The sequence below is a fragment of the Devosia aurantiaca genome, assembly GCF_011058215.1.
Lineage (GTDB): Bacteria > Pseudomonadota > Alphaproteobacteria > Rhizobiales > Devosiaceae > Devosia > Devosia aurantiaca.
This window is the reverse complement of sequence record NZ_JAALFG010000002.1, coordinates 699399-718195: the sequence shown is the minus strand read 5'-3', so window position 1 is coordinate 718195 and position 18797 is coordinate 699399. Positions and strand designations below refer to the sequence as shown.

Annotated in this window: 19 protein-coding genes and 1 pseudogene; 7 read left to right on the top strand and 13 right to left on the bottom strand. The window is 62.0% G+C overall.

The genetic code is table 11. From position 1 onward, the window contains the following. Positions 1-31: 31 nt before the first annotated feature. The 4 genes and pseudogenes from rpoD (at position 32) to G5575_RS11190 (ending at position 2979) form a co-directional block, all read left to right on the top strand. Positions 32-2088 (top strand): annotated as a pseudogene (gene rpoD / locus G5575_RS11205) (RNA polymerase sigma factor RpoD). Between the two features lie 9 nt (positions 2089-2097). After that, the gene (locus tag G5575_RS11200; RefSeq protein WP_164534382.1) at positions 2098-2385 is read left to right on the top strand and encodes a DUF2442 domain-containing protein; all 288 of its coding nucleotides are present in this window, start codon (positions 2098-2100) and stop codon (positions 2383-2385) included. 9 nt (positions 2386-2394) lie between these two features. Further along, entirely contained in the window at positions 2395-2685 is a 291-nt protein-coding gene (locus G5575_RS11195; protein WP_164534381.1) for an HlyU family transcriptional regulator, read from the top strand. 72 nt (positions 2686-2757) lie between these two features. Further along, the gene (locus G5575_RS11190; RefSeq protein ID WP_164534380.1) at positions 2758-2979 is read left to right on the top strand and encodes a hypothetical protein; all 222 of its coding nucleotides are present in this window, start codon (positions 2758-2760) and stop codon (positions 2977-2979) included. Here G5575_RS11190 and G5575_RS11185 read toward each other — a convergent pair. The 6 genes from G5575_RS11185 to G5575_RS11160 form a co-directional block, all read right to left on the bottom strand. Beyond that, complete coding sequence (locus tag G5575_RS11185) at positions 2960-3514, bottom strand: hypothetical protein (RefSeq protein WP_164534379.1); 555 nt, start codon at positions 3512-3514, stop codon at positions 2960-2962. The genes G5575_RS11190 and G5575_RS11185 overlap by 20 nt on opposite strands. Further along, positions 3515-4555 (bottom strand): LLM class flavin-dependent oxidoreductase, encoded by a 1041-nt coding sequence (locus G5575_RS11180; protein WP_164534378.1) that lies wholly within the window; start codon positions 4553-4555, stop codon positions 3515-3517. 76 nt (positions 4556-4631) lie between these two features. Further along, positions 4632-5315 (bottom strand): tellurite resistance TerB family protein, encoded by a 684-nt coding sequence (locus tag G5575_RS11175; RefSeq protein WP_164534377.1) that lies wholly within the window; start codon positions 5313-5315, stop codon positions 4632-4634. Between the two features lie 154 nt (positions 5316-5469). Beyond that, positions 5470-5859, bottom strand: coding sequence for a hypothetical protein (locus tag G5575_RS11170; RefSeq protein WP_164533782.1), 390 nt, complete (start codon positions 5857-5859; stop codon positions 5470-5472). Positions 5860-5992: 133 nt separating this feature from the next. Continuing rightward, on the bottom strand, positions 5993-6508 hold the full coding sequence (locus G5575_RS11165; protein WP_164534376.1) for a TIGR00645 family protein: 516 nt from the start codon (positions 6506-6508) through the stop codon (positions 5993-5995). Positions 6509-6628: 120 nt separating this feature from the next. Further along, positions 6629-8911 (bottom strand): OmpA family protein, encoded by a 2283-nt coding sequence (locus tag G5575_RS11160; protein ID WP_164534375.1) that lies wholly within the window; start codon positions 8909-8911, stop codon positions 6629-6631. A 271-nt stretch (positions 8912-9182) separates the two neighbouring features. Between G5575_RS11160 and G5575_RS11155 the strand changes: the two genes are divergently transcribed. Next, entirely contained in the window at positions 9183-10013 is an 831-nt protein-coding gene (locus G5575_RS11155) for a sulfite exporter TauE/SafE family protein (protein WP_164534374.1), read from the top strand. A gap of 197 nt (positions 10014-10210) precedes the next feature. On the opposite strand, the gene G5575_RS11150 is transcribed toward G5575_RS11155, so the two are convergent. Further along, a complete protein-coding gene (locus G5575_RS11150) occupies positions 10211-10927 on the bottom strand; it encodes an SIMPL domain-containing protein (RefSeq protein ID WP_164534373.1) in 717 nt (238 codons plus the stop codon). Positions 10928-11119: 192 nt separating this feature from the next. Here G5575_RS11150 and G5575_RS11145 point away from each other — a divergent pair, with 192 nt between their 5' ends. Then, entirely contained in the window at positions 11120-12253 is a 1134-nt protein-coding gene (locus tag G5575_RS11145; protein ID WP_164534372.1) for a fumarylacetoacetate hydrolase family protein, read from the top strand. 21 nt (positions 12254-12274) lie between these two features. After that, on the top strand, positions 12275-13714 hold the full coding sequence (locus G5575_RS11140) for an aldehyde dehydrogenase family protein (protein ID WP_164534371.1): 1440 nt from the start codon (positions 12275-12277) through the stop codon (positions 13712-13714). Between the two features lie 57 nt (positions 13715-13771). On the opposite strand, the gene G5575_RS11135 is transcribed toward G5575_RS11140, so the two are convergent. From G5575_RS11135 to pstA, 6 genes are all read right to left on the bottom strand, one after another. Beyond that, positions 13772-14194, bottom strand: coding sequence for a DMT family transporter (locus tag G5575_RS11135; RefSeq protein ID WP_164534370.1), 423 nt, complete (start codon positions 14192-14194; stop codon positions 13772-13774). Further along, positions 14191-14688, bottom strand: a complete 498-nt coding sequence (locus G5575_RS11130; RefSeq protein WP_164534369.1) for a DMT family transporter — start codon at positions 14686-14688, stop codon at positions 14191-14193. Before G5575_RS11130 ends, G5575_RS11135 begins: the two co-directional genes overlap by 4 nt. A 220-nt stretch (positions 14689-14908) precedes the next feature. Then, on the bottom strand, positions 14909-15610 hold the full coding sequence (phoB, locus tag G5575_RS11125; RefSeq protein ID WP_164534368.1) for a phosphate regulon transcriptional regulator PhoB: 702 nt from the start codon (positions 15608-15610) through the stop codon (positions 14909-14911). A gap of 190 nt (positions 15611-15800) precedes the next feature. After that, positions 15801-16511, bottom strand: coding sequence for a phosphate signaling complex protein PhoU (gene phoU, locus G5575_RS11120; RefSeq protein WP_164534367.1), 711 nt, complete (start codon positions 16509-16511; stop codon positions 15801-15803). A 75-nt stretch (positions 16512-16586) separates the two neighbouring features. Beyond that, a complete protein-coding gene (gene pstB / locus G5575_RS11115) occupies positions 16587-17369 on the bottom strand; it encodes a phosphate ABC transporter ATP-binding protein PstB (RefSeq protein ID WP_164534748.1) in 783 nt (260 codons plus the stop codon). Positions 17370-17437: 68 nt separating this feature from the next. Continuing rightward, positions 17438-18796: a phosphate ABC transporter permease PstA gene (gene pstA, locus G5575_RS11110; RefSeq protein ID WP_164534366.1), complete on the bottom strand. Its 1359-nt coding sequence runs from the start codon at positions 18794-18796 to the stop codon at positions 17438-17440. Position 18797 lies beyond the last annotated feature (1 nt).

Genomic DNA, 18797 nt, shown 5'->3' with positions numbered 1-18797 from the left:
CCCGGCGCCCGCGGGTCCCGAGGAGTACCAGATGGCCACCAAGGCAGCGAACAAAGCCAGCAGCAAGGAAACGGAGAAGCCCGAATCCGGCGCTCCCGAGGCTTCCAACGACAGCCCGTTGATCGATCAAAACGATGCTGCGGTCAAAAAGCTGATCAAGGTCGCCAAAAAGCGCGGCTATGTGACCTATGAAGAACTGAACGCCGTTCTGCCGTCCGACGAGACCAGCTCGGAACAGATCGAAGACTTCATGTCGATGTTCTCCGAAATGGGCATCAACGTCGTCGACGAGGACGAGGTCGAAGAGACCGAAGTCGACAAGGACGAGGAAGATAGCGGCACCGAAGTCGCCACCTCTACCGGAACGGCGCTGGCTTCGACGTCCAACACCAAGTCCGGCTCGGATCGGACCGACGATCCGGTGCGCATGTATCTTCGCGAGATGGGCTCGGTGGAGCTCTTGTCACGTGAGGGCGAAATTGCCATTGCCAAGCGCATCGAGGCGGGTCGCGAGACCATGATCGAAGGGCTTTGCGAAAGCCCGCTGACCTTCCAGGCGATCATCATCTGGCGCGACCAGCTCGCCCAGGGCGAAATCCTGCTGCGCGACATCATCGATCTCGAAGCGACCTATGCTGGCCCCGATGCCAAGCAGGCTGCGCCGGAAATCCCAGTTGCGCCGGCTCGCCCTGAGCCGGAAGCCGCCAAGCCTGCTGCAAAGCCGGCTCCGCGCCGCGCGTCTTCGGGCGAAGACGACGATTACGTTCCTGAAGAGCCGGAAGCGCCGCAGGATCCGGTGGACGACGACGACGACGAATTCGACAATGCCCTGTCGCTTTCGGCCATGGAAGCCGAGCTCAAGCCGCAGGTGGTTGAGACCTTCGATCGCATTGCCGAGGCCTATGGCAAGATGCGCGAGATGCAGGACCGGCACGCCGAAAACCGTGCGGCGGCCGTGTCCGATGCGGACAATGCCCGTCTGGGTACGCTGCGTTCGGAAGTGATCGCCGACGTCAAGTCGCTGTCGCTCAATGCCGGCCGTATCGAAAGCCTCGTCGAGCAGCTTTACGACATCAACAAGCGCCTGGTGCGCCTTGAAGGCCGCCTGCTGCGTCTGGCTGAAAGCTATGGCGTCAAGCGCGAGAACTTCCTGGAAAACTATTATGGCCGCGAGGTCGATCCAGCTGGGAATGGGAACTCGAAAATTTCGCGGGCAAGGGCTGGGGCGAGTTCGCCCGGCGCGAGACCGACACTATTGCGGACATTCGGCGCGATATCGTGACGCTGGCCACCGAAGCGGGCCTCGATGTCGGCGAATATCGCCGCCTCGTGCACAAGGTACAGAAGGGCGAACGCGAAGCGGCCATCGCCAAGAAGGAAATGGTGGAAGCCAACCTTCGCCTCGTGATCTCGATCGCCAAGAAGTACACCAACCGCGGATTGCAGTTCCTCGATCTCATCCAGGAAGGCAATATCGGCCTGATGAAGGCCGTCGATAAGTTCGAATATCGGCGCGGCTACAAGTTCTCGACTTATGCGACCTGGTGGATTCGTCAGGCGATCACGCGCTCTATTGCTGATCAGGCACGCACCATCCGTATTCCGGTGCATATGATCGAAACGATCAACAAGATCGTTCGCACGTCGCGCCAGATGCTGCATGAAATCGGTCGCGAGCCGACGCCGGAAGAGCTTTCCGAAAAGCTGCAGATGCCGCTCGACAAGGTTCGCAAGGTCCTCAAGATCGCCAAGGAGCCGATCTCGCTCGAGACGCCGATCGGCGACGAAGAGGACAGCAATCTCGGCGACTTCATCCAGGACGTGAACGCGATCCAGCCGATCGATGCTGCGATCCAGAGCAACCTGCGCGAAACCACGACCCGCGTGCTGGCATCGCTGACGCCGCGCGAAGAACGCGTGCTGCGCATGCGCTTCGGCATCGGCATGAACACCGACCATACGCTTGAAGAAGTGGGTCAGCAGTTCTCGGTGACGCGCGAGCGTATTCGCCAGATCGAGGCCAAGGCGCTGCGCAAGCTCAAGCATCCCAGCCGGAGCCGGAAGCTGCGGAGTTTCCTGGATAACTAGGAGTAGCCGATGGCTGCTCCCCGTCTCAAAGTGACAGCGATCCGGGCGGCCATTCCGTTCAAGCTGTCGGTGACGTTTTCCGACGGTACGTTTGGGACCTTCAATGCTGCGCCGATGTTGGGTGAGCGTGGTGAGGGGACGGAGCCGCTGCGGGATCGGGCGTTTTTTGGCAAGGTGGAACTGGCCAACGGGACGCCGACCTGGCCCAATCATTTTGACATCTCGCCGCTGTGGTTGCAGGAAGAGATGGATAAGCGCGGTGAGCTGGAACGTCCCAGGCCGCCGCGCAGACGTTAGGAGGTCGCCGTGTCGCTTTGGAAGAACCTATTCGGTGGCGGTGCCGCCAAGGACGAGCCGGCAGGCGACAAGGTCATGGATCAGGAAACCTACAAGGGGTTTTTGATCAAGGCCATCGAGATGATGGCCGGTAGCGAGTTGCAGCTGGCCGGGTTGATCGAAAAAGACATTGGCGGCGAACTCAAGAGCTACCGCTATATTCGCGCCGAGCGCATGGCCTCGCGGGACGATCTGATCCCGCTCGCTCTGGCCAAAGGGCGCCAAATTATCGACGAACAGGGCGAGCAGATTTTCCGCTAGCCCTAATCGCCGTTTCCAACCGAAAACCGCGGGCCGCAGGGCTCGCGGTTGTTTTTTCCGCAGGAGTTTTTCATGGCCAAGAAGCCAACCGCCCGCTCAGAATTCGTGATGTTTGATATCGTTTATGAGGACGGCTCACAGCGATCCAATCGCAAGGTCGATGCCAATCTGCTTGGTGGCCTCGATGGCGACGAGCCGGCGCGCGCCGCTATCGAAGAGCAGGATCGCGCCATTTCCGAGAAGTCTGGTCAGCCGCCGCTGGCCATCAAGACCATCAAGCGCTCTGGCAAGTGATCTGAAGCGCCGCGGCCAAGGCTGCGGCGCGAGCGGCGAAAGACGTGCCGCGGGCGCTAAGATGCGGCACGGCTAGATGAGGCAGAGCGTGGCGGCGGCATTGTCGGGCGGCTTCCTGCCCCAGGGCAATAATGGGCCGGTCCAGAAGCTCATGGCGCGCGACGGCGTCGAATGAGGCATCGACAGCGGCGGTGGCGATGCGCTCGGAGCGGCTGTTGGCGAGCAGGTGGAAGGCATGGGTGACGTAGATGTCGTTTCGCGTCTTTCCGGCTTGTGCGAGGGCGAGATCGAGAACGCGATTGAACGGCATATCCGGCAAATAGCCTTGCCGGTGCAGCACCGCATTTTCACGTAGCGCCGTCGGTGAGTCGAGGAAGTTATAGGTGAGGAGCACCGGTCCTATCAGGCTTTTGCAGCTGAGATGAAAGGGCGTAACCCAATCACCATCGAGGCCGGCATCGGCATAGCTTCGGTAGCCCGGCCAAGAGAAGGCGCGGCGGCGCGCGACGATGTCAGTGTAGCGCGCCGCGTCCAATCAGTTGCCCAAAGCATTGTCGATGGCGGGCTTTACCACGGTGCCGTAGAGTTCGATCGCCTTCATGACCTTGTCATGGGGAAGGGTGCCGACGCTCAGCTGCAGGCCGAAGCGGTCGTGCTTGAACCATTCGTGCTGCATCAGGATCTTGTCGATGACCTCCTGCGGCGAGCCCATGTAGTAGGCGCCTTCCGGCGTGGTACCCGACTCGAACTGCGCACGCGTGGTGGGCGGCCAGCCGCGTTCGGCACCAATGCGGCTCATTGTGGCGCTGTGCGCCGGAAAGGCGACGTCGCGGGCGTCCTGGCTATCGGCGGCGATGAAACCGTGGCCGGACACGCCAACCTTTAACTTGCTTGGATCGTGCGCCATCTTGGCGGCAGTCTGGCGATAGAGGTCGACGAGTGGCTGGAACTGACGCGGGCGTCCACCGATGATGGCGATCATCAGGGGAAGACCGTAATAGGCAGCGCGAGCGACGGAGTTCGGTGTGCCACCCACGGCGATCCAGAGCGGCAGCGGGTCCTGGATGGGCTTGGGATAGATTTCGAGGCCGGGAATGGGGTTGGTATGGCCGCTGCCGGGCCAGGCGACCTTGCCGCCTTCCCGGATCTTGAGCAGCATTTCGAGCTTTTCCTCGAAAAGGTCGTCGTAGTCGTCGAGCTTCAGGCCGAAGAGCGGGAAACTCTCGATGAAGGAGCCGCGGCCAGCCATGATCTCGGCGCGGCCATTGCTGATGAGATCGAGCGTGGCAAACTGCTGCCAGACGCGGACCGGGTCTTCCGAACTGAGGACAGTCACGGCGGTGGACAGGCGGATCGACTTGGTGCGCGCAGCAGCGGCAGCAAGGATCGTCACAGGCGACGATGCAACATAGTCGGACCGGTGATGCTCACCCAAGCCGTAAAAGGCGAGCCCTAGCTGATCGGCAAGCTCGATCTCCTCGATAAGATCGCGCAGACGCTCTGCTGGCGATTGGAGCGCGTTGCCGTTCAGCGGGTCAGGCGTATTTTCGGCGAATGAGTAAAGTCCGAGTTCCATAACGATCTCCTTGCCGTCAGATGTGGACAGGGTCGCCCACACCTGCAAGAGCGCACACGGGTGTTACCGGCCGCGGTCAGACATTGCTGGCATTGGGCGTGTAGGCCCAGGGTGAGGCCGGAGTGGGGGCCGGTTGTGGCGCTTTTTCACCGGCCTGACGGTGGATCTCCGCTACAAGGGCAGGATCGAGCTTAAGCTTGATGGCAAGCGCTTCGAGATAGGCTTGTTCGGCTGCGGTATCGGCACTGATCGCCACGAGCGATGCGGCGTAGATTTCGGCGGCATGTTCCGGCGTATCGGCGCGAGCAACAACGGCGTTGATGTCAAGGGGCGTAGAAAGTTCGTCGAAAACCCAGGCCTTTTCTTCAGCAGAGAGCGTCATGCTCTTGAGCTTTTCGAAAATGGCTTCCTTTTCATCGGCATCGATGCGGCCGTCTGCCTTGGCGGCGGCAATCATGGCGCGCACGAGGGTCTTGCCGAGCTCTTCCTGAGCCGCGCTCCCCGCGGCAGGAATGAACGCATCTTCGCGGACGGGGACCTGTGACTGACCGGCTTGTGCCTGTTGATGTGATTGCCAGGCTTTATAGGCGAGACCACCGACTGCGGCCAAAGCGCCGGTTTTGAGCGCGCCTTCGACGAGCTTTCCGCCCTTGCCCGAAAACAACATGCCGGCGGCAAGACCTGCGGCTCCGGTCATGGCCGTGCGCTGCACGTTCTGGTCGGTCTGAAGGGTTTTAAGAATCTGATCGATATTGAACATGAGGGCTCCTGTTGGCTCAGAAGTCTCAGATGGTCATCGTTCGGTCAGTTCGCAACGCGGTGCGACAAAGAGAAGACCCCGGCGGGGCACCGGGGTCTCTCTAGCGGCCTTGGAGGGAGGGGCCAAGGCCGAGGGGATTACCTGAAACCAGGTATTAGTTGGCCGGAGCGGCCGGGGCAGCAGCATCAGCTGCGGGAGCAGCAGTGCTGGCGGCCGGAGCAGCGGTGTCAGCTGCCGGAGCGGCAGTGTCAGCCGGGGCCAGGGCTGGCGTTTCGGCTGCCGGGGCAGCTTCAGTCAGCGGGGCCGTTTCAGCGGCGGGTGCCGTGGTTTCGGTCATCGGAGTGGTGGATTCGATGGCCGGGGTGTTGTTGACGTCAACGGTGGTGGACGGACCGGAATTGGCCGAGAAGACCAGATAGCCGATGGCAAGAAGAGCCAGGGCGACGATGATGCCGACAAACCAGCCGGTGCCGTTGCTTTCGCGGGTATAGACGGTGCGGTTGGCGTCGTTGGTGTAAACAGTATCGCGTTCGGGGGTAGCCATGCTTTTGCTCCTTTGTTTAACGCTGGCAAGAAAACGCGCGTTAATAGAAAGGAGTTCCCGGACTTGTGATTATCCGTAATTTATGATTGCCGCCGTGAATCTGCTTTGAATCGCAAGCCCTTGCAGGTGCGCTTCAGAGCTCCGGGTCGGCCTGTTTTTGTGGCTTTTTCGAGATTTTATCGATCCAGGCCAAGCAAAGTGCCGAGAGAATGAACGTCAGGTGCAGCACCGTATACCAGAGGATCTGGTTGTCGTTGTAGTTGGGGACGTTGAGGAAGATCTGCAGCAGGTGGATCGAGGAAATCGCGATGATGGTCGAGGCGACCTTGACCTTGAGCGATCCCGCGTCGATCTGCCCGAGCCAGTGCACTTCGGCTTCATTGTCGAAGCGCGAGACGAAGTTCTCGTAGCCCGAGATGATGACCATGACGACGAGGCTGGCGATCAGCGCCGCGTCGATGAGCCCGAGGATCTTGAGGATGGTTTCGGTTTCTCCCAGCGTCATGAAGTGGCTGGCGAAGTCCCAGAGCTTGACGAAGAAAGTGAGCGCATAGGTGGCGAGTGCGAGGCCCAGGCCGACATAGAAGGCCACCAGCAGCCAGCGACTGGCGAGAATGATGCGTTCGACCAGAATTTCGAGGTTCTTCATGGGGAGCTCCAGCAATCGATGCTGGATAGCAAGCCCCTAAGGCTTTGCAAGTGGGCGGAAAGGCGCATGTAAAAGGGCCGGACGATTGTCCGGCCCTTTCGGCAAGTTCGGCAGGTCGCCTTAGTTGTTGGCGACGGTGACCAGCGGGGTGATGCGGCGGATGGTGACGCGACGGTTTTCGCGCTCCGCCGACTCTGTGCGGATCTTGAGGTAGCGCTCGCCATAACCCTGGGTGGCCAGGTTTTCCGGCGGAACGTTGTAGAAGTCGGTCAGCACGCGAGCAACGGTTGCGGCGCGCAGGTCCGAGAGGCGCAGGTTCGAGATATCCGAACCGACGGCGTCGGTGTGGCCTTCGATAAGGAAGGTTTCGTTCGGATTGCGCTCAAGCAGGGCCAGCATGGCGTTGGCGACTGCGGAGAGACCCTGGACCTGATCACGGCCGATCGTGGCTGCACCGGTATCGAAAGTGAGGTTACCCACTTCGAGCTTGCGGACGCTGTCACGAACGCGAGCCGAACGCTTCACTTCGTCGATCGAGTAGACGCGAGCGACCTGTTCCACTGGCGGCTGGGCGAAGAAGGTTTCGAGTTCTTCTTCATCAGCATAGCGGGCGTCGAGCACGTATTCCTGGACCGGGATGGTGAGACGCAGCGGCGGCAGGTCACGACCCGGGTCGTACCAAGTTTCAAGCTGCTGGCCGTAGCGCTCTTCGTCGAAGTAGGCGAGGACGTATTCCTGGCCATCCGGCGTGATGCGCGAGCGACGGAGGACGTCACCATTGCGGTTACGCACGGTGACGATCTGGGTGCCGTCGGGACGCGTGATGACTTCACGAACGCGGCCGTTGGAGAGCTCTTCGTAATAGATCTCGTCCTGCTGCGGATTGTAGAAGCGATCCGTATCCTGGCCGATCGAATTGACGATCAGCTGGGCGCCGACCTGAACGATCAGCTGGGTGATCGGGTCGCCCGATGGGGCCTGAACAACCGGAGCTTCAACGATCTGGACGTTGTTGACCTGCGTGTTGTTGGTCACATTGGTCGAGTTGTCGACAACGGTGGTGCCACCATTGTTGACGACGTTGTTGGTGATGTTGGTGACGTAGTTGTTGACGATGGTCTGGTTGACGGTGGTGTCACCTTCAGCCTGGATTTCAGTACCTTCGTCAGCGGTCACCGCAGGGATCGGTTCGGCAGCAAATGTGCGGAACACCTCGGACTGGGCTTCAGCGTCGCTGGTCGGAGGAGGAGCGACCTCTTCCGTTTCCGATGCCTGGATCTGAGCTTCGCCCTGGGCTTCGGTTTCAGCGCCGGTTTCGACGTTGGTCTCGATGTCCTTGGCGCTATCGAGCACCGGAGCGATCTGCTCGGCAGTTACGCCTTCTGGCAACTGCTCGACGGGTTCAGCAAGCTGGCCGTCAACAGTGGTCTCCTCGACGATGGTTTCCTGACCTTCGACCACGGGCTGGTCGGCCACCGGAGCGGCACCAGCTTCGGGAAGCGGGGACAGGGTCAGGCCATATTCGGCAACGCAAGTGGCGGCGTCGGCATAGCCGAGGGTCGAACAGATCGAGTTGATCTGGGCTAGAGCAGCGTCGATGCGCGGCTGGATGGCGCCAGCATCACCACCGGCCGAGAGTTCGGCCACGGCAGCATTATATTCACCGACGGCAGCGGCTAGCTGGCCATCGATGCCGGTTGCGGCAGCGGGGGCAGCGTCCTGGTTGGCTGGTTCTTCCGTGATGGTCGGCTCTGCAGGCGCAGCGGCAGGTTCTTCGGGCGCAACGGCAGGTTCTTCGGTGACGGTGGGTTCAGCCGGCTGTTCGGTCGCAGTGACTTCAGCTGGCTGTTCAGCGGCGGCCGGTTCTTCCGGCTGAGCTTCGACAGCTGGCTCTTCCGGAGCGGCCTGGACTTCCATCTCGGGCTCGGGAGCGACTTCTGCCGGCGCTTCCTCGACCGGCGCAGGTTCTTCGGCGACCGGCTCTGGAACAGGCTCGGGCTCGGGAGCGACTTCAGGCTCGGCGGTCGGTGCCGGTTCCTCTACGGGAGCTGCCTCAGGAGCGGGCTCTTCCGCAACGGGAGCGGGTTCTTCAACCGCGGGCTCTGGTTCCGGCGCGGGTTCTTCAACCGGTGCAGGTTCTTCAACCGGTGCAGGTTCAGCGGCGGGGGCAGTGGCATTGAGGGCGGCGATACAGTCATTGACGCTACCGTAGCCACCGACGATGCAAAGCTCGGTGAGGGCGGTCGTTGCCGCATCGATCGCTGCGGCGTCGCCAGAAGCCTGGGCGGCCACATAAGCCTGATAGGCAGCCTGGAGATCAGCGTCCTGCGCGATAGCCGAAAGCGGCGCAAGGGCCATGAAGCCGATGCTGGTCCCAGTTAAGAGCCAGTTCTTGAAACCCATATTTTTATTCCTTTGTGTTGGCACACGCCTGCTAAGCATTGGGGCTGGTTCCTGAACCGATCCTGAATGGAACACTCCCCTCGCGCCTGCTACTCAGCAGTCCCCGCGAAGCCCAGAACGCAAGTGTTTGGCGTTGGTTCCGGCCTTGCTTCGTCAGGTTGAAAAAAGCAAATTCGGGCGCGATTGCGGCGACTGGACGGATCGGGATCAGATGAACTCGAATGCATAGGCAATGCGTGCTAGGCCCGGCTGAACGTGCTGGAGACTGGACATGGATTGGGCTTCGTTGATCGGCTATTGGCCGTTTGTGGTCGGGCTGATGATCACCGGGGTGGTGTCGGGGATTGCTGCCGGCCTGCTCGGCATCGGCGGCGGCGCCGTGATCGTGCCGGCGCTTTCCAATGCACTGCTGCTGATGGGGTATGACGCGGAGGTCGTGCAGCATGTGGCGGTGGGCACGTCGCTCGCCATCATTATCCCCACCGGCATCATGAGCGCGCGGTCGCATCACCGGCGGGGCGCGCTCGATATTGCGGTGCTCAAGCTCTGGACGCCGTTTATCGTCATCGGCACCTTCATCGGCGGGCTGATGGCGGGATGGTTTTCAGGCGACGTGCTGCGCATCGTCTTTGCCGTCATGGCCTTTGTCATTGCCGCCAACATCATCTTCGCGTTCCAGACCAGGCTGATGGGGCATCTCAAGGGATCAGCTGCGACGCATCGGGTCTCCGCCTTTATCGTGGGATATATTTCCTCGCTCATGGGCATCGGTGGCGGCTCGCTGACCGTGCCGACCCTCGTGGCATTTGGCGACACCATGCACAAGGCGGTGGGGACGTCGGCGGCGATCGGGGTGGCCATCGCCGTTTCCGGCACGGCAGGCTTTTTGATCTCGGGTTGGGGCGTCGATGACTTGCCGCCACTAAGCCTGGGCTATGTCAACCTGCTGGCCTTTGCGCTGGTGGCTGTGCTGGCGGCGGTTTGTGCCCCCTTCGGCGCCGCTTTGGCGCACAGGCTGGACCAAAAGACGCTCAAATACGTCTTTGCCGCGTTTTTAGTCGCGGTGGGGCTCAACATGCTCTGGAAGGTTCTGGCGGGCTAAGCGCCCCTTCGCTCAACGCGAAGATGGTGGGGACGGGTTGACTACGGTTGTTCCGTCCGCCCCCACCGCCCAAGCCCCCTCGTTGAAGGGGATCCGGGCTTGAAGCCGCCTCCGTTTGGACGCGGCCCCAAGGTAGAACTCGCCTATGCCGGTTCCGGTTTGTCCAAAACAAGGCGAGCGCGGCGATAGGCTGTGGATTAGTCGGCGCGGCTATCGAGATCCCATGCCACCGAGACGGTGACGGCAAAGGTCATTTCGCCAGCTTCGACCGGGACCGCGGCCGACTGCGCTACATCTGCCCGTGCATACATCGGGTAGGGCTGCGGCGTGCCGAAATCCTGGCGTTCGGAGATCGATTCCAGATCGCCAAGGGTTTCGCCTGCGACGCCGGCATAAAGCTCGGCCTTTTCGCGCGCATCGGCGAACGCGGCCTTGCGTGCTTCGTTCAGGAGGTCGGCCGGATCAGCGACCGAGAAGGACACGCCGTTGACGGTGTTTGCGCCGACGGTCACCGACTGATCGAGAATGGAACCGAGATCGGCCAGTTCGCGAACGACGACGGTGACCGAGTTGGACACCTGATAGCCGTCGATCTTGGGCGGCAAGGTATAGCCGTTGGAGTCGCGGGCATCCGAATAGATGTAGTTCGGATTGACCGAGAAACCTGAAGTCTGGATGTCGCGCGCTTCGATGCCGGCTTCCTTGAGCGTTGCCAGCAGTTCGTTCATCGCAGTGGTGTTGGCATCAAGTGCTTCGCGGGCAGTAGCGCCCTGCGTCGTCACGCCGGAATTGATGGTCGCCATGTCGGGTGCGGCCCGCACTTCGCCGCGGCCTTCGATGGAGATCGTGCCGGCATAAGCGGGCAAGGCGGTGGCGAAAAGGGCGAGGGGGACGATGACGCTGAGGGCACGCATGGCAAACTCCTTTAAGTGCCCGGGGACGTTTCCCGGGCTAATGCGTCAGTAATGGGGCGCGGATGAACCGGAGTTGAACATCGCGCCTTCGAGAGGACTGGCAAAAAGTATGATTTTTGCCTCTCTTGCCTTGCGCTGCCGTGATGGCTTGGATAGTCACTGGCCTGAGCTTAGCCCCAAGGATTTTTGCCGATGCGTGCGACTTCCATCCCAGACGGAGTGCTGATCGGTCGCGCGACGGTGCCCGGCTTCGATCATCCGCGCGTCGTGACCGTGCGCGATGGGCAGGTGGTGGATATCACGAGTGCCGGCATGGCGACGGTCCGCGATATTGCGGAGAGCGGGCGCGCTGCCGAGCATGTGCGGACTGCAGCGGGCACTTCGCTTGGGCCGGTCGATGCGATCTATGCCGGTAGCCATGGACTGCCGCGGCTGCTGGCGCCGATCGATTTGCAGGCGATCAAGGCGTCTGGCGTGACCTTTGTCGTGTCGTTGCTCGAGCGCGTGATCGAAGAACAGGCGCGGGGCGACAAGTCGCGGGCGGATGCGCTGCGTGGCGAAATTCTCGACCTGATCGGTACCGATCTATCGCAGCTCGTGCCAGGTTCGGACGCGGCGATGAAGGTCAAGGCGCGGCTGATCGAGAAAGGCGTTTGGAGCCAGTATCTCGAAGTCGGCATCGGGCCGGACGCAGAAATCTTTACCAAGGGCCAGCCGATGAGCGCGGTGGGCCATGGCGCCGAGGTGGGTCTCCATCCGGTATCGAGCTGGAACAACCCTGAACCGGAAGTGGCGCTCCTGGTGACCTCCAAGGGCGACATCATTGGCGCAACGCTGGGCAATGACGTCAACCTGCGCGACGTCGAAGGGCGCTCGGCGCTTCTTCTGGGCAAGGCCAAGGACAATAATGCCTCGGCATCCCTGGGCCCGTTCGTCCGGCTGTTCGACGGCGATTTCACGCTCGAGACGATCAAGCAGGCCGAGATCGCGCTGCGCGTCGAGGGGGAAGATGGCTTCGTCCTCGAAGGCCAATCCAACATGGCGCAGATTTCGCGGACGCCGGAATCGCTGGTAGCCGCCACGATCGGGCAGCATCATCAGTATCCCGACGGACTGGTGCTTTATCTCGGCACTATGTTCGCGCCTGTGAAGGATCGCGATGGGGCCGGAAAGGGTTTTACCCACAAGGTCGGCGACGTGGTTTCCATTTCGACGCCGAGCCTGGGTACACTTTCCAACCGCGTGAACCTATCTACCGTTTGTCCGCCCTGGACCTATGGCGCGAGCCACCTGATGCGCGACCTTGCACGCGCGAACCTCCTCTAAATTCTCCCGAAAGGCTTCATCATGACCGAGCTGCACAAGAACCTCATCGACGGCGAATGGGTCGGGTCCGACGGGATCGAGAACATCAACCCGTCCAATATAAAGGAAGTCGTCGGCGTTTATGCGCGCGCTACTGCCGAGGAAACCACCCAGGCGATCGCCGCAGCCAAAGCCGCATTCCCCGCCTGGTCGCGCTCGGGCATCCTGGAGCGCCATGCGATCCTCTCCAAGGCCAGCCAGGAAATTCTGGCCCGCAAGGCGGAGCTCGGTGAACTCCTGAGCCGCGAAGAGGGCAAGACGCTGCCAGAAGGCATCGGCGAAGTCACACGCGCCGCCCAGATTTTCGACTTCTTTGCCGGCGAAACGCTGCGCCTCAACGGTGAAATCCTGCCGTCGGCTCGCCCGGGCCTTACCGTGGAGATCACGCGCGAGCCGGTCGGCGTCATCGGCATCATCACGCCGTGGAATTTTCCGATCGCCATTCCGTCCTGGAAGATCGCGCCGGCGCTTGCCTATGGCAACACCGTCGTCATCAAGCCTGCCGACCTCGTGCCGGGCTCGACTTGGGCTATCGTCAATATTCTCCAGCGCGCTGGCCTGCCCAAGGGCGTGCTGAACCTCGTCATGGGCAAGGGCTCGGTGGTGGGTCAGACCTTGCTCGACAGCCCCGATGTCAACGCCGTGTCGTTCACCGGCTCGGTGGGAACGGGCAAGCGCGTGGCCGAGGCCTCGATCAAGGTTGGCCGCAAGTTCCAGCTGGAAATGGGCGGCAAGAACCCGACCATCGTGCTGGACGATGCCGATCTCAAGGTCGCCGTCGAATCCGTTGCGCAGTCGGCGTTTTTCTCGACCGGTCAGCGCTGCACGGCGTCGAGCCGCGTGATCGTGACCGAAGGCATCCACGACAAGTTCGTCGAGGCTCTGGCAGCGCGCACCGCAGGTCTTCGCGTTGGCGATGCCCTTGATAAGGAGACGGAAATCGGCCCAGTGGTCGATCCGAACCAGCTCAAGCAGGACACCGACTATATCGAGATCGGCAAGTCGGAAGGCGCCAAGATTGCCGCCGGTGGCGAGCGGGTGACGAAGGGCAATGAAGGCTACTTCCTGCAGCCGACGCTGTTTACCGAGGCAACCAACTCGATGCGCATTGCGCGCGAAGAAATTTTCGGGCCGGTGGCGGCGGTGATCCGGGTGAAGGATTACGAGGAAGCGCTGGCTACTGCGAACGATACGGAATTCGGTCTAAGTGCCGGTATCGTCACGACTTCGCTGAAGTATGCAACGCACTTCAAGCGCAATTCGGAAGCCGGGATGGTGATGGTGAACGTGCCGACGGCTGGTGTCGATTTCCACGTGCCGTTCGGTGGCCGCAAGGGTTCGAGCTATGGTTCGCGCGAGCAGGGCACCTATGCCAAGGAGTTCTTCACCATCGTCAAGACGGCCTACACTGCTGCTGGCTGATCTTTTGCAAAACGTCATCTACGGGGCCCGCGTGGCCCCGTTTTTGTTAGCGGAGGGCTAACGTTTTCGCTGCGTCAGCGCCATGCCGGCGATGATGAGCACGATGCCGAGCGCGCTGGCCCACAGCGTCACCGGGATACCGCGCGCCCAATCGAAGAGCACACCCGAAACCATCTGGCCGGAGATGACGAGAAGGGTCGAGTTGATGGCGCCGATCCGGGTGATGAGCCAGGAGCCGGCGGCTACGAAGATGACGCCGATGGGGCCGCCGAAAAAGACCCACCACGGGATCTCGCCGATATTGGGCGGTATCAGCCCGCCGATGACGAGGCCGACCAGGCTCAAGAAAATGAAACCGACGATGTGGTTCCAGAAGGACGAGATCAGCGGCGAGGTTGAAAGCGAGAGGCGGCCGTTGACCTGGCGGCTGAGGATGACGAGGAGGCCAGCGGTGAAGGCGAAGATGATGGGGACGATCATGCCGCGTTGAGCCCGAATAGGATGATCAGGAGACTGCCGGCTACGATCAAGATGACGGCGCCGGCGTCGCGGAGGTCTAGGCGGCGCTTGGGGAGGCCGAGCAGGCCCCAGAAGTCGGCGGCGAGGCTGAGAAGAACCTGGCCAGCGAGGCCGAGGGCGAGGGTGCCAGCGAGGGCAAGCGGGGTGTTGACGGAGGTCGAGGTCAACATGACGGTTGCAGCGCCGACGATGCCGCCGAGATAGGCCCAGAGCGGGGCCTTGCCGATCCTCGCCTCGGACGCGGCGGCCTCGACGCGCTGGTGGCGCCAGAGCACGGCGAGGAACAGGATGGCGGCGATGGTGCCGGTGCCATGGGCCAGCCAGGACGAAAAGAGTGCGCCACCATAGCGGCCCGCCTCGGCATTGATGAAGACGGCGAAGGTCAAAAGCACGCCGCTGCCGAAGGCGAGGACGAGGTGCAGCGGTTTTGGCCGCTGCGCGGTGGGCATGGACATGGGGTAAGTCCGATTCGGGAGAGTTGGCGCGAGTTTAGCTGGAGGGCTGGGGCGCTGCCAGCGGATGATCGGTCCCAGACGCGCATGAAGTCGGGCGTGCTGAGCGGACGTTTCCGGGAAACACCGCCACCCCCTTCCGAGCGACGCTAAGGCCCGTTGGGCCTAAGCTCTGCTTGCCTTCCCCTCAAGGGGGAAGGTGGGCGCCGGTGATCGGAACACCTTAGGCGACGGCGGCGAAGCGTTCGTCGAAGGCGTAGCCGGCGCCGCGGACGGTGCGGATGGGGTCGGATTCGCGGCCGCGGTTGATGGCGCGGCGGAGGCGGCCGATATGGACGTCGACGGTGCGTTCGTCGACATAGACGTCATTGCCCCAGACGCCGTCGAGCAGCTGCTCGCGGGAATAAACGCGGCCGGGGTGGCGCATCAGGTATTCGAGCAGGCGATATTCGGTGGGGCCAAGGTGGATGTCGCGGGTGGCGCGGCGGACGCGGTGGGTGGTGCGGTCGAGCTCGAGATCGCCGACGCGGAGGGAGGCGGTGACGAGGTTCGGATTGGCGCGGCGCAGGAGGGCGTGAATGCGGGCGACGAGCTCGGGGACCGAGAAGGGCTTGACGATATAGTCGTCGGCGCCGGTGGTAAGGCCACGAACGCGTTCTTCTTCTTCGCCGCGGGCGGTCAGCATGATGATGGGGACGCGGGCGGTTTCTTCGCGAGCGCGCAAGCGGCGGCAGAGCTCGATGCCCGAAATTTCCGGCAGCATCCAATCGAGCAAGATCAGGTCGGGCAGCTTTTCCTGGATCGCCTGTTGCGCCTCGTCGCCAGATTCGGCGGTGACGACGCGAAAGCCTTCGGCTTCAAGGTTGTAGCGGAGGAGGATGGCGATATCGCCTTCATCTTCGACAACAAGGATGGTTGCGGGCATGGGTTGGTCTCTCCCATTGGCGGACGCTGCCGCGGTAAAGACCTCATGGTGAGCTTGTCGAACCACGAGGTCGCGCGAGTGGAGACTTGAGTGCCACGACCTCGTCCTTCGACAGGCTCAGGATGAGGTCTGTTGGTGTGGCAGCTCAGGACGAGGTCTACTGGTGTGGCAGCTCAGACAGCGACGGTGGTCAGGCCTTGATCTGCTGGCGTTGCAGTTGCTGGACGTCGCCGGTGAGTTGCTTGCCGGTGGCGAGGTAGTAGGCGCGTTCGGCGATGTTGGTGGCGTGGTCGCCGATGCGTTCGAGGCTCTTGGCGCAGAACAGGAGATGCGTGCAGGTGGTGATGTTGCGCGGATCTTCCATCATGTAGGTGAGGAGTTCGCGGAAGAGCGAAGTGTGCATCGCATCGACCTGGTCGTCGCGGTTGCAGACTTCGACCGACGCGGCCGAGTCGCGGTTGGAATAGGCGTCGAGCGCATCCTTGACCTGGCCCATGACCAGTGCGGTCATGTTCTTGACGCCGTTATAGAAGGTGGGCTGGAGGTTGATGCCTTCGAGCTTGAGCGAACGGCGAGCCAGTTGCTTGGCCATGTCGCCGATGCGCTCGAGATCGGATGCCACATGCACCGAGGTGATGATGGCGCGAAGGTCGGAGGCCATGGGCTGACGGCGGGCGATCATGGAGACAGCCATGTCGTCGATCTTGCGCTGCATCTCGTCGATGCGCTGGTCGGCGATAATGGTGACGTCAGCCAGTTCGCGATCGAGCTTGAGCAGGGCACGGGTGCCGTTTTCGATAGCGACTTCGACCTGGCCACCCATTTCGGCAATGGCCTGGGCAAGGGCGTGCAGCTCTTCGTTGTAGGACGTAACGATGTGGTCGGTGCCGGTATTGGGCATGATCTTTCCTCCAGCGGTCTTTTGGTCGCGCAGTCGAAGCGCAAAACCGGGACCACTTTTGCTGACTGCGCTTTGTTAGCCGATGCGACCCATGATGTAGTCCTGGGTCTGCTTGTTCACCGGATTGGTGAAGATGTCTTCGGTGTCGCCATGCTCGATGAGGTTGCCCAGGTGGAAGAAGGCGGTCTTCTGGGAGACGCGGGCGGCCTGCTGCATGGAGTGGGTGACGATGACGATGGTGTAGTTTTCGCGCAGCTCGTCGATCAGCTCTTCGATGATGGCGGTGGCGATCGGGTCTAGGGCGGAGCAGGGCTCGTCCATGAGGATCACTTCAGGGCCGACGGCAATGGCGCGGGCGATGCAGAGACGCTGCTGCTGGCCGCCGGAAAGGCCGGTGCCGGGCTCGTTGAGGCGATCTTTGACCTCTTCGAAGAGGCCGGCCTTGCGCAGGGAGGAGATGACGATCTCATCCATATCGGCCTTGTTGCGGGCGATGCCGTGAATCTTGGGGCCGTAGGCGACGTTTTCGTAGATCGACTTGGGGAACGGGTTGGGCTTCTGGAAGACCATGCCGATGCGGGCGCGCAGTTCGACGACGTCCAGATCGGGCGCATAGATATCCTGGCCATCGAGCTCGATGCGACCGCCGACCTTGGCGCCTTCAATGGTGTCGTTCATGCGGTTGATACAGCGCAAAAAGGTGGACTTGCCGCAGCCCGAGGGTCCGATGAAGGAGGTGACGGCGCGATCCGGGATGTCGATCGAAATGCCATGCAGCGCTTGCTTGGGACCGTAATGGACGGTGACGTCGCGCGCGGTGAGGCGAATGGGACGATCGACGAAGTCGGTGGGGTTCATATTGGAGCCCAGGGTTTGAGAAGTGACTTTGACCTTACCGGCAAGCATATCCATTTTTCAAAGTCTCCTTAAGCGCGCTTTTCGAGGCGGGAGCGGAGGAAGATCGCGACGCCATTGAGCAGGATCATCACGGCCAGCAGCACCATGATGGCGGCGGCCGTGCGGGGTTCAAAGAAATTGCGGTTCTCGTTGCCCTGCCAGAGGAAGATCTGGACCGGGAGAGCGGTCGCCTGATCGAGCGGGGTAGCCGGAACCGAGGCGACGAAGGCCTTCATGCCGATCAGAAGGAGCGGCGCCGTCTCGCCCAGCGCGTGGGCAACGCCAAGGATGGTCGCAGTCAGGATGGAAGGGAAGGTGACCGGCAGGACGTGGTGGAAAACCATCTGCGTCCTTGAGGCACCCATGCCGAGCGCAGCCTGGCGGAGGGCGGGGGAGACGCCCATCAGGGCGCCACGCGTGGCGATAATGATGGTGGGCAGGGTCATCAGGGTCAGCACTAGGCCGCCAACGATGGGCGCCGAGATCGGCAGGTGGAACCAGTTGATGAACACGGCCGCGCCCAAGAGACCGAAGACGATGGAGGGGACCGCGGCGAGGTTGTTGATGTTGACTTCGATGAGGTCGGTCAGCCGCGACTTCGGGGCGAACTCTTCTAGATAGATCGCTGCGGCCACCCCGATCGGAACTGCGAGCACGATCACGATCAACATCATCCACATGGTGCCAGCAAAGGCCCCGAGGAGACCTGCGGCGGCCGGTGCCGAGCGGCTATCGACATTGGTGAAGATCGACCAGGCGAAGCCGTTGCTGATGGTTCCGTTGTCGACAAAGGTGTCGATCAGGGCGCGGGCGGGGGCGGCAAGCTGCTGCTGCGCGTCGCCCAGTTCGCGGTTGATGTTGCCCTTGATCCAGTTTGCGGCATTGGCTGAGGCCAGCACGTCGATCTCGACGGTCTGGCCGAGCAAGGTCGGGTTGGCGACGAACATTTCGCGCACCTGGTGACGCGCATTGGTTTCGGCAATGGAAAGGAGCGTGCGGCTGTCGATATCGGTGCCGGCGGGAGCCGCCTGGCGCAGCGAGGCTTCTATGACCTGGTTCCAGTTGAGGAGGGCCACTTCGCGCTGCCAGGCGAGGCTTGCGGCGGTGAACTCGGCTTCGGTGGCAAAGCCATTGCGGGCAGGCGCCGGGCTGACGTCGATGATCTCGGGATCGAAGGTGACCGAGAGGTGGAGGTTGGACTGAACGAAAGCCGGGATGCCCTTGCGGAACACGTCGACGAACAGCAGGACCACAAAGCCGAGCGCGAGGGCGATGGCGAGGATGCCGAAGCCGCGGAAGATCTGCTCGCTGAGGTGACGGCGGCGGAGGCTGGAGCGCACGGCACGGGCGCGAGCAGCGCCGGGAGAGTTGAGCGTATCGGTTGCCATT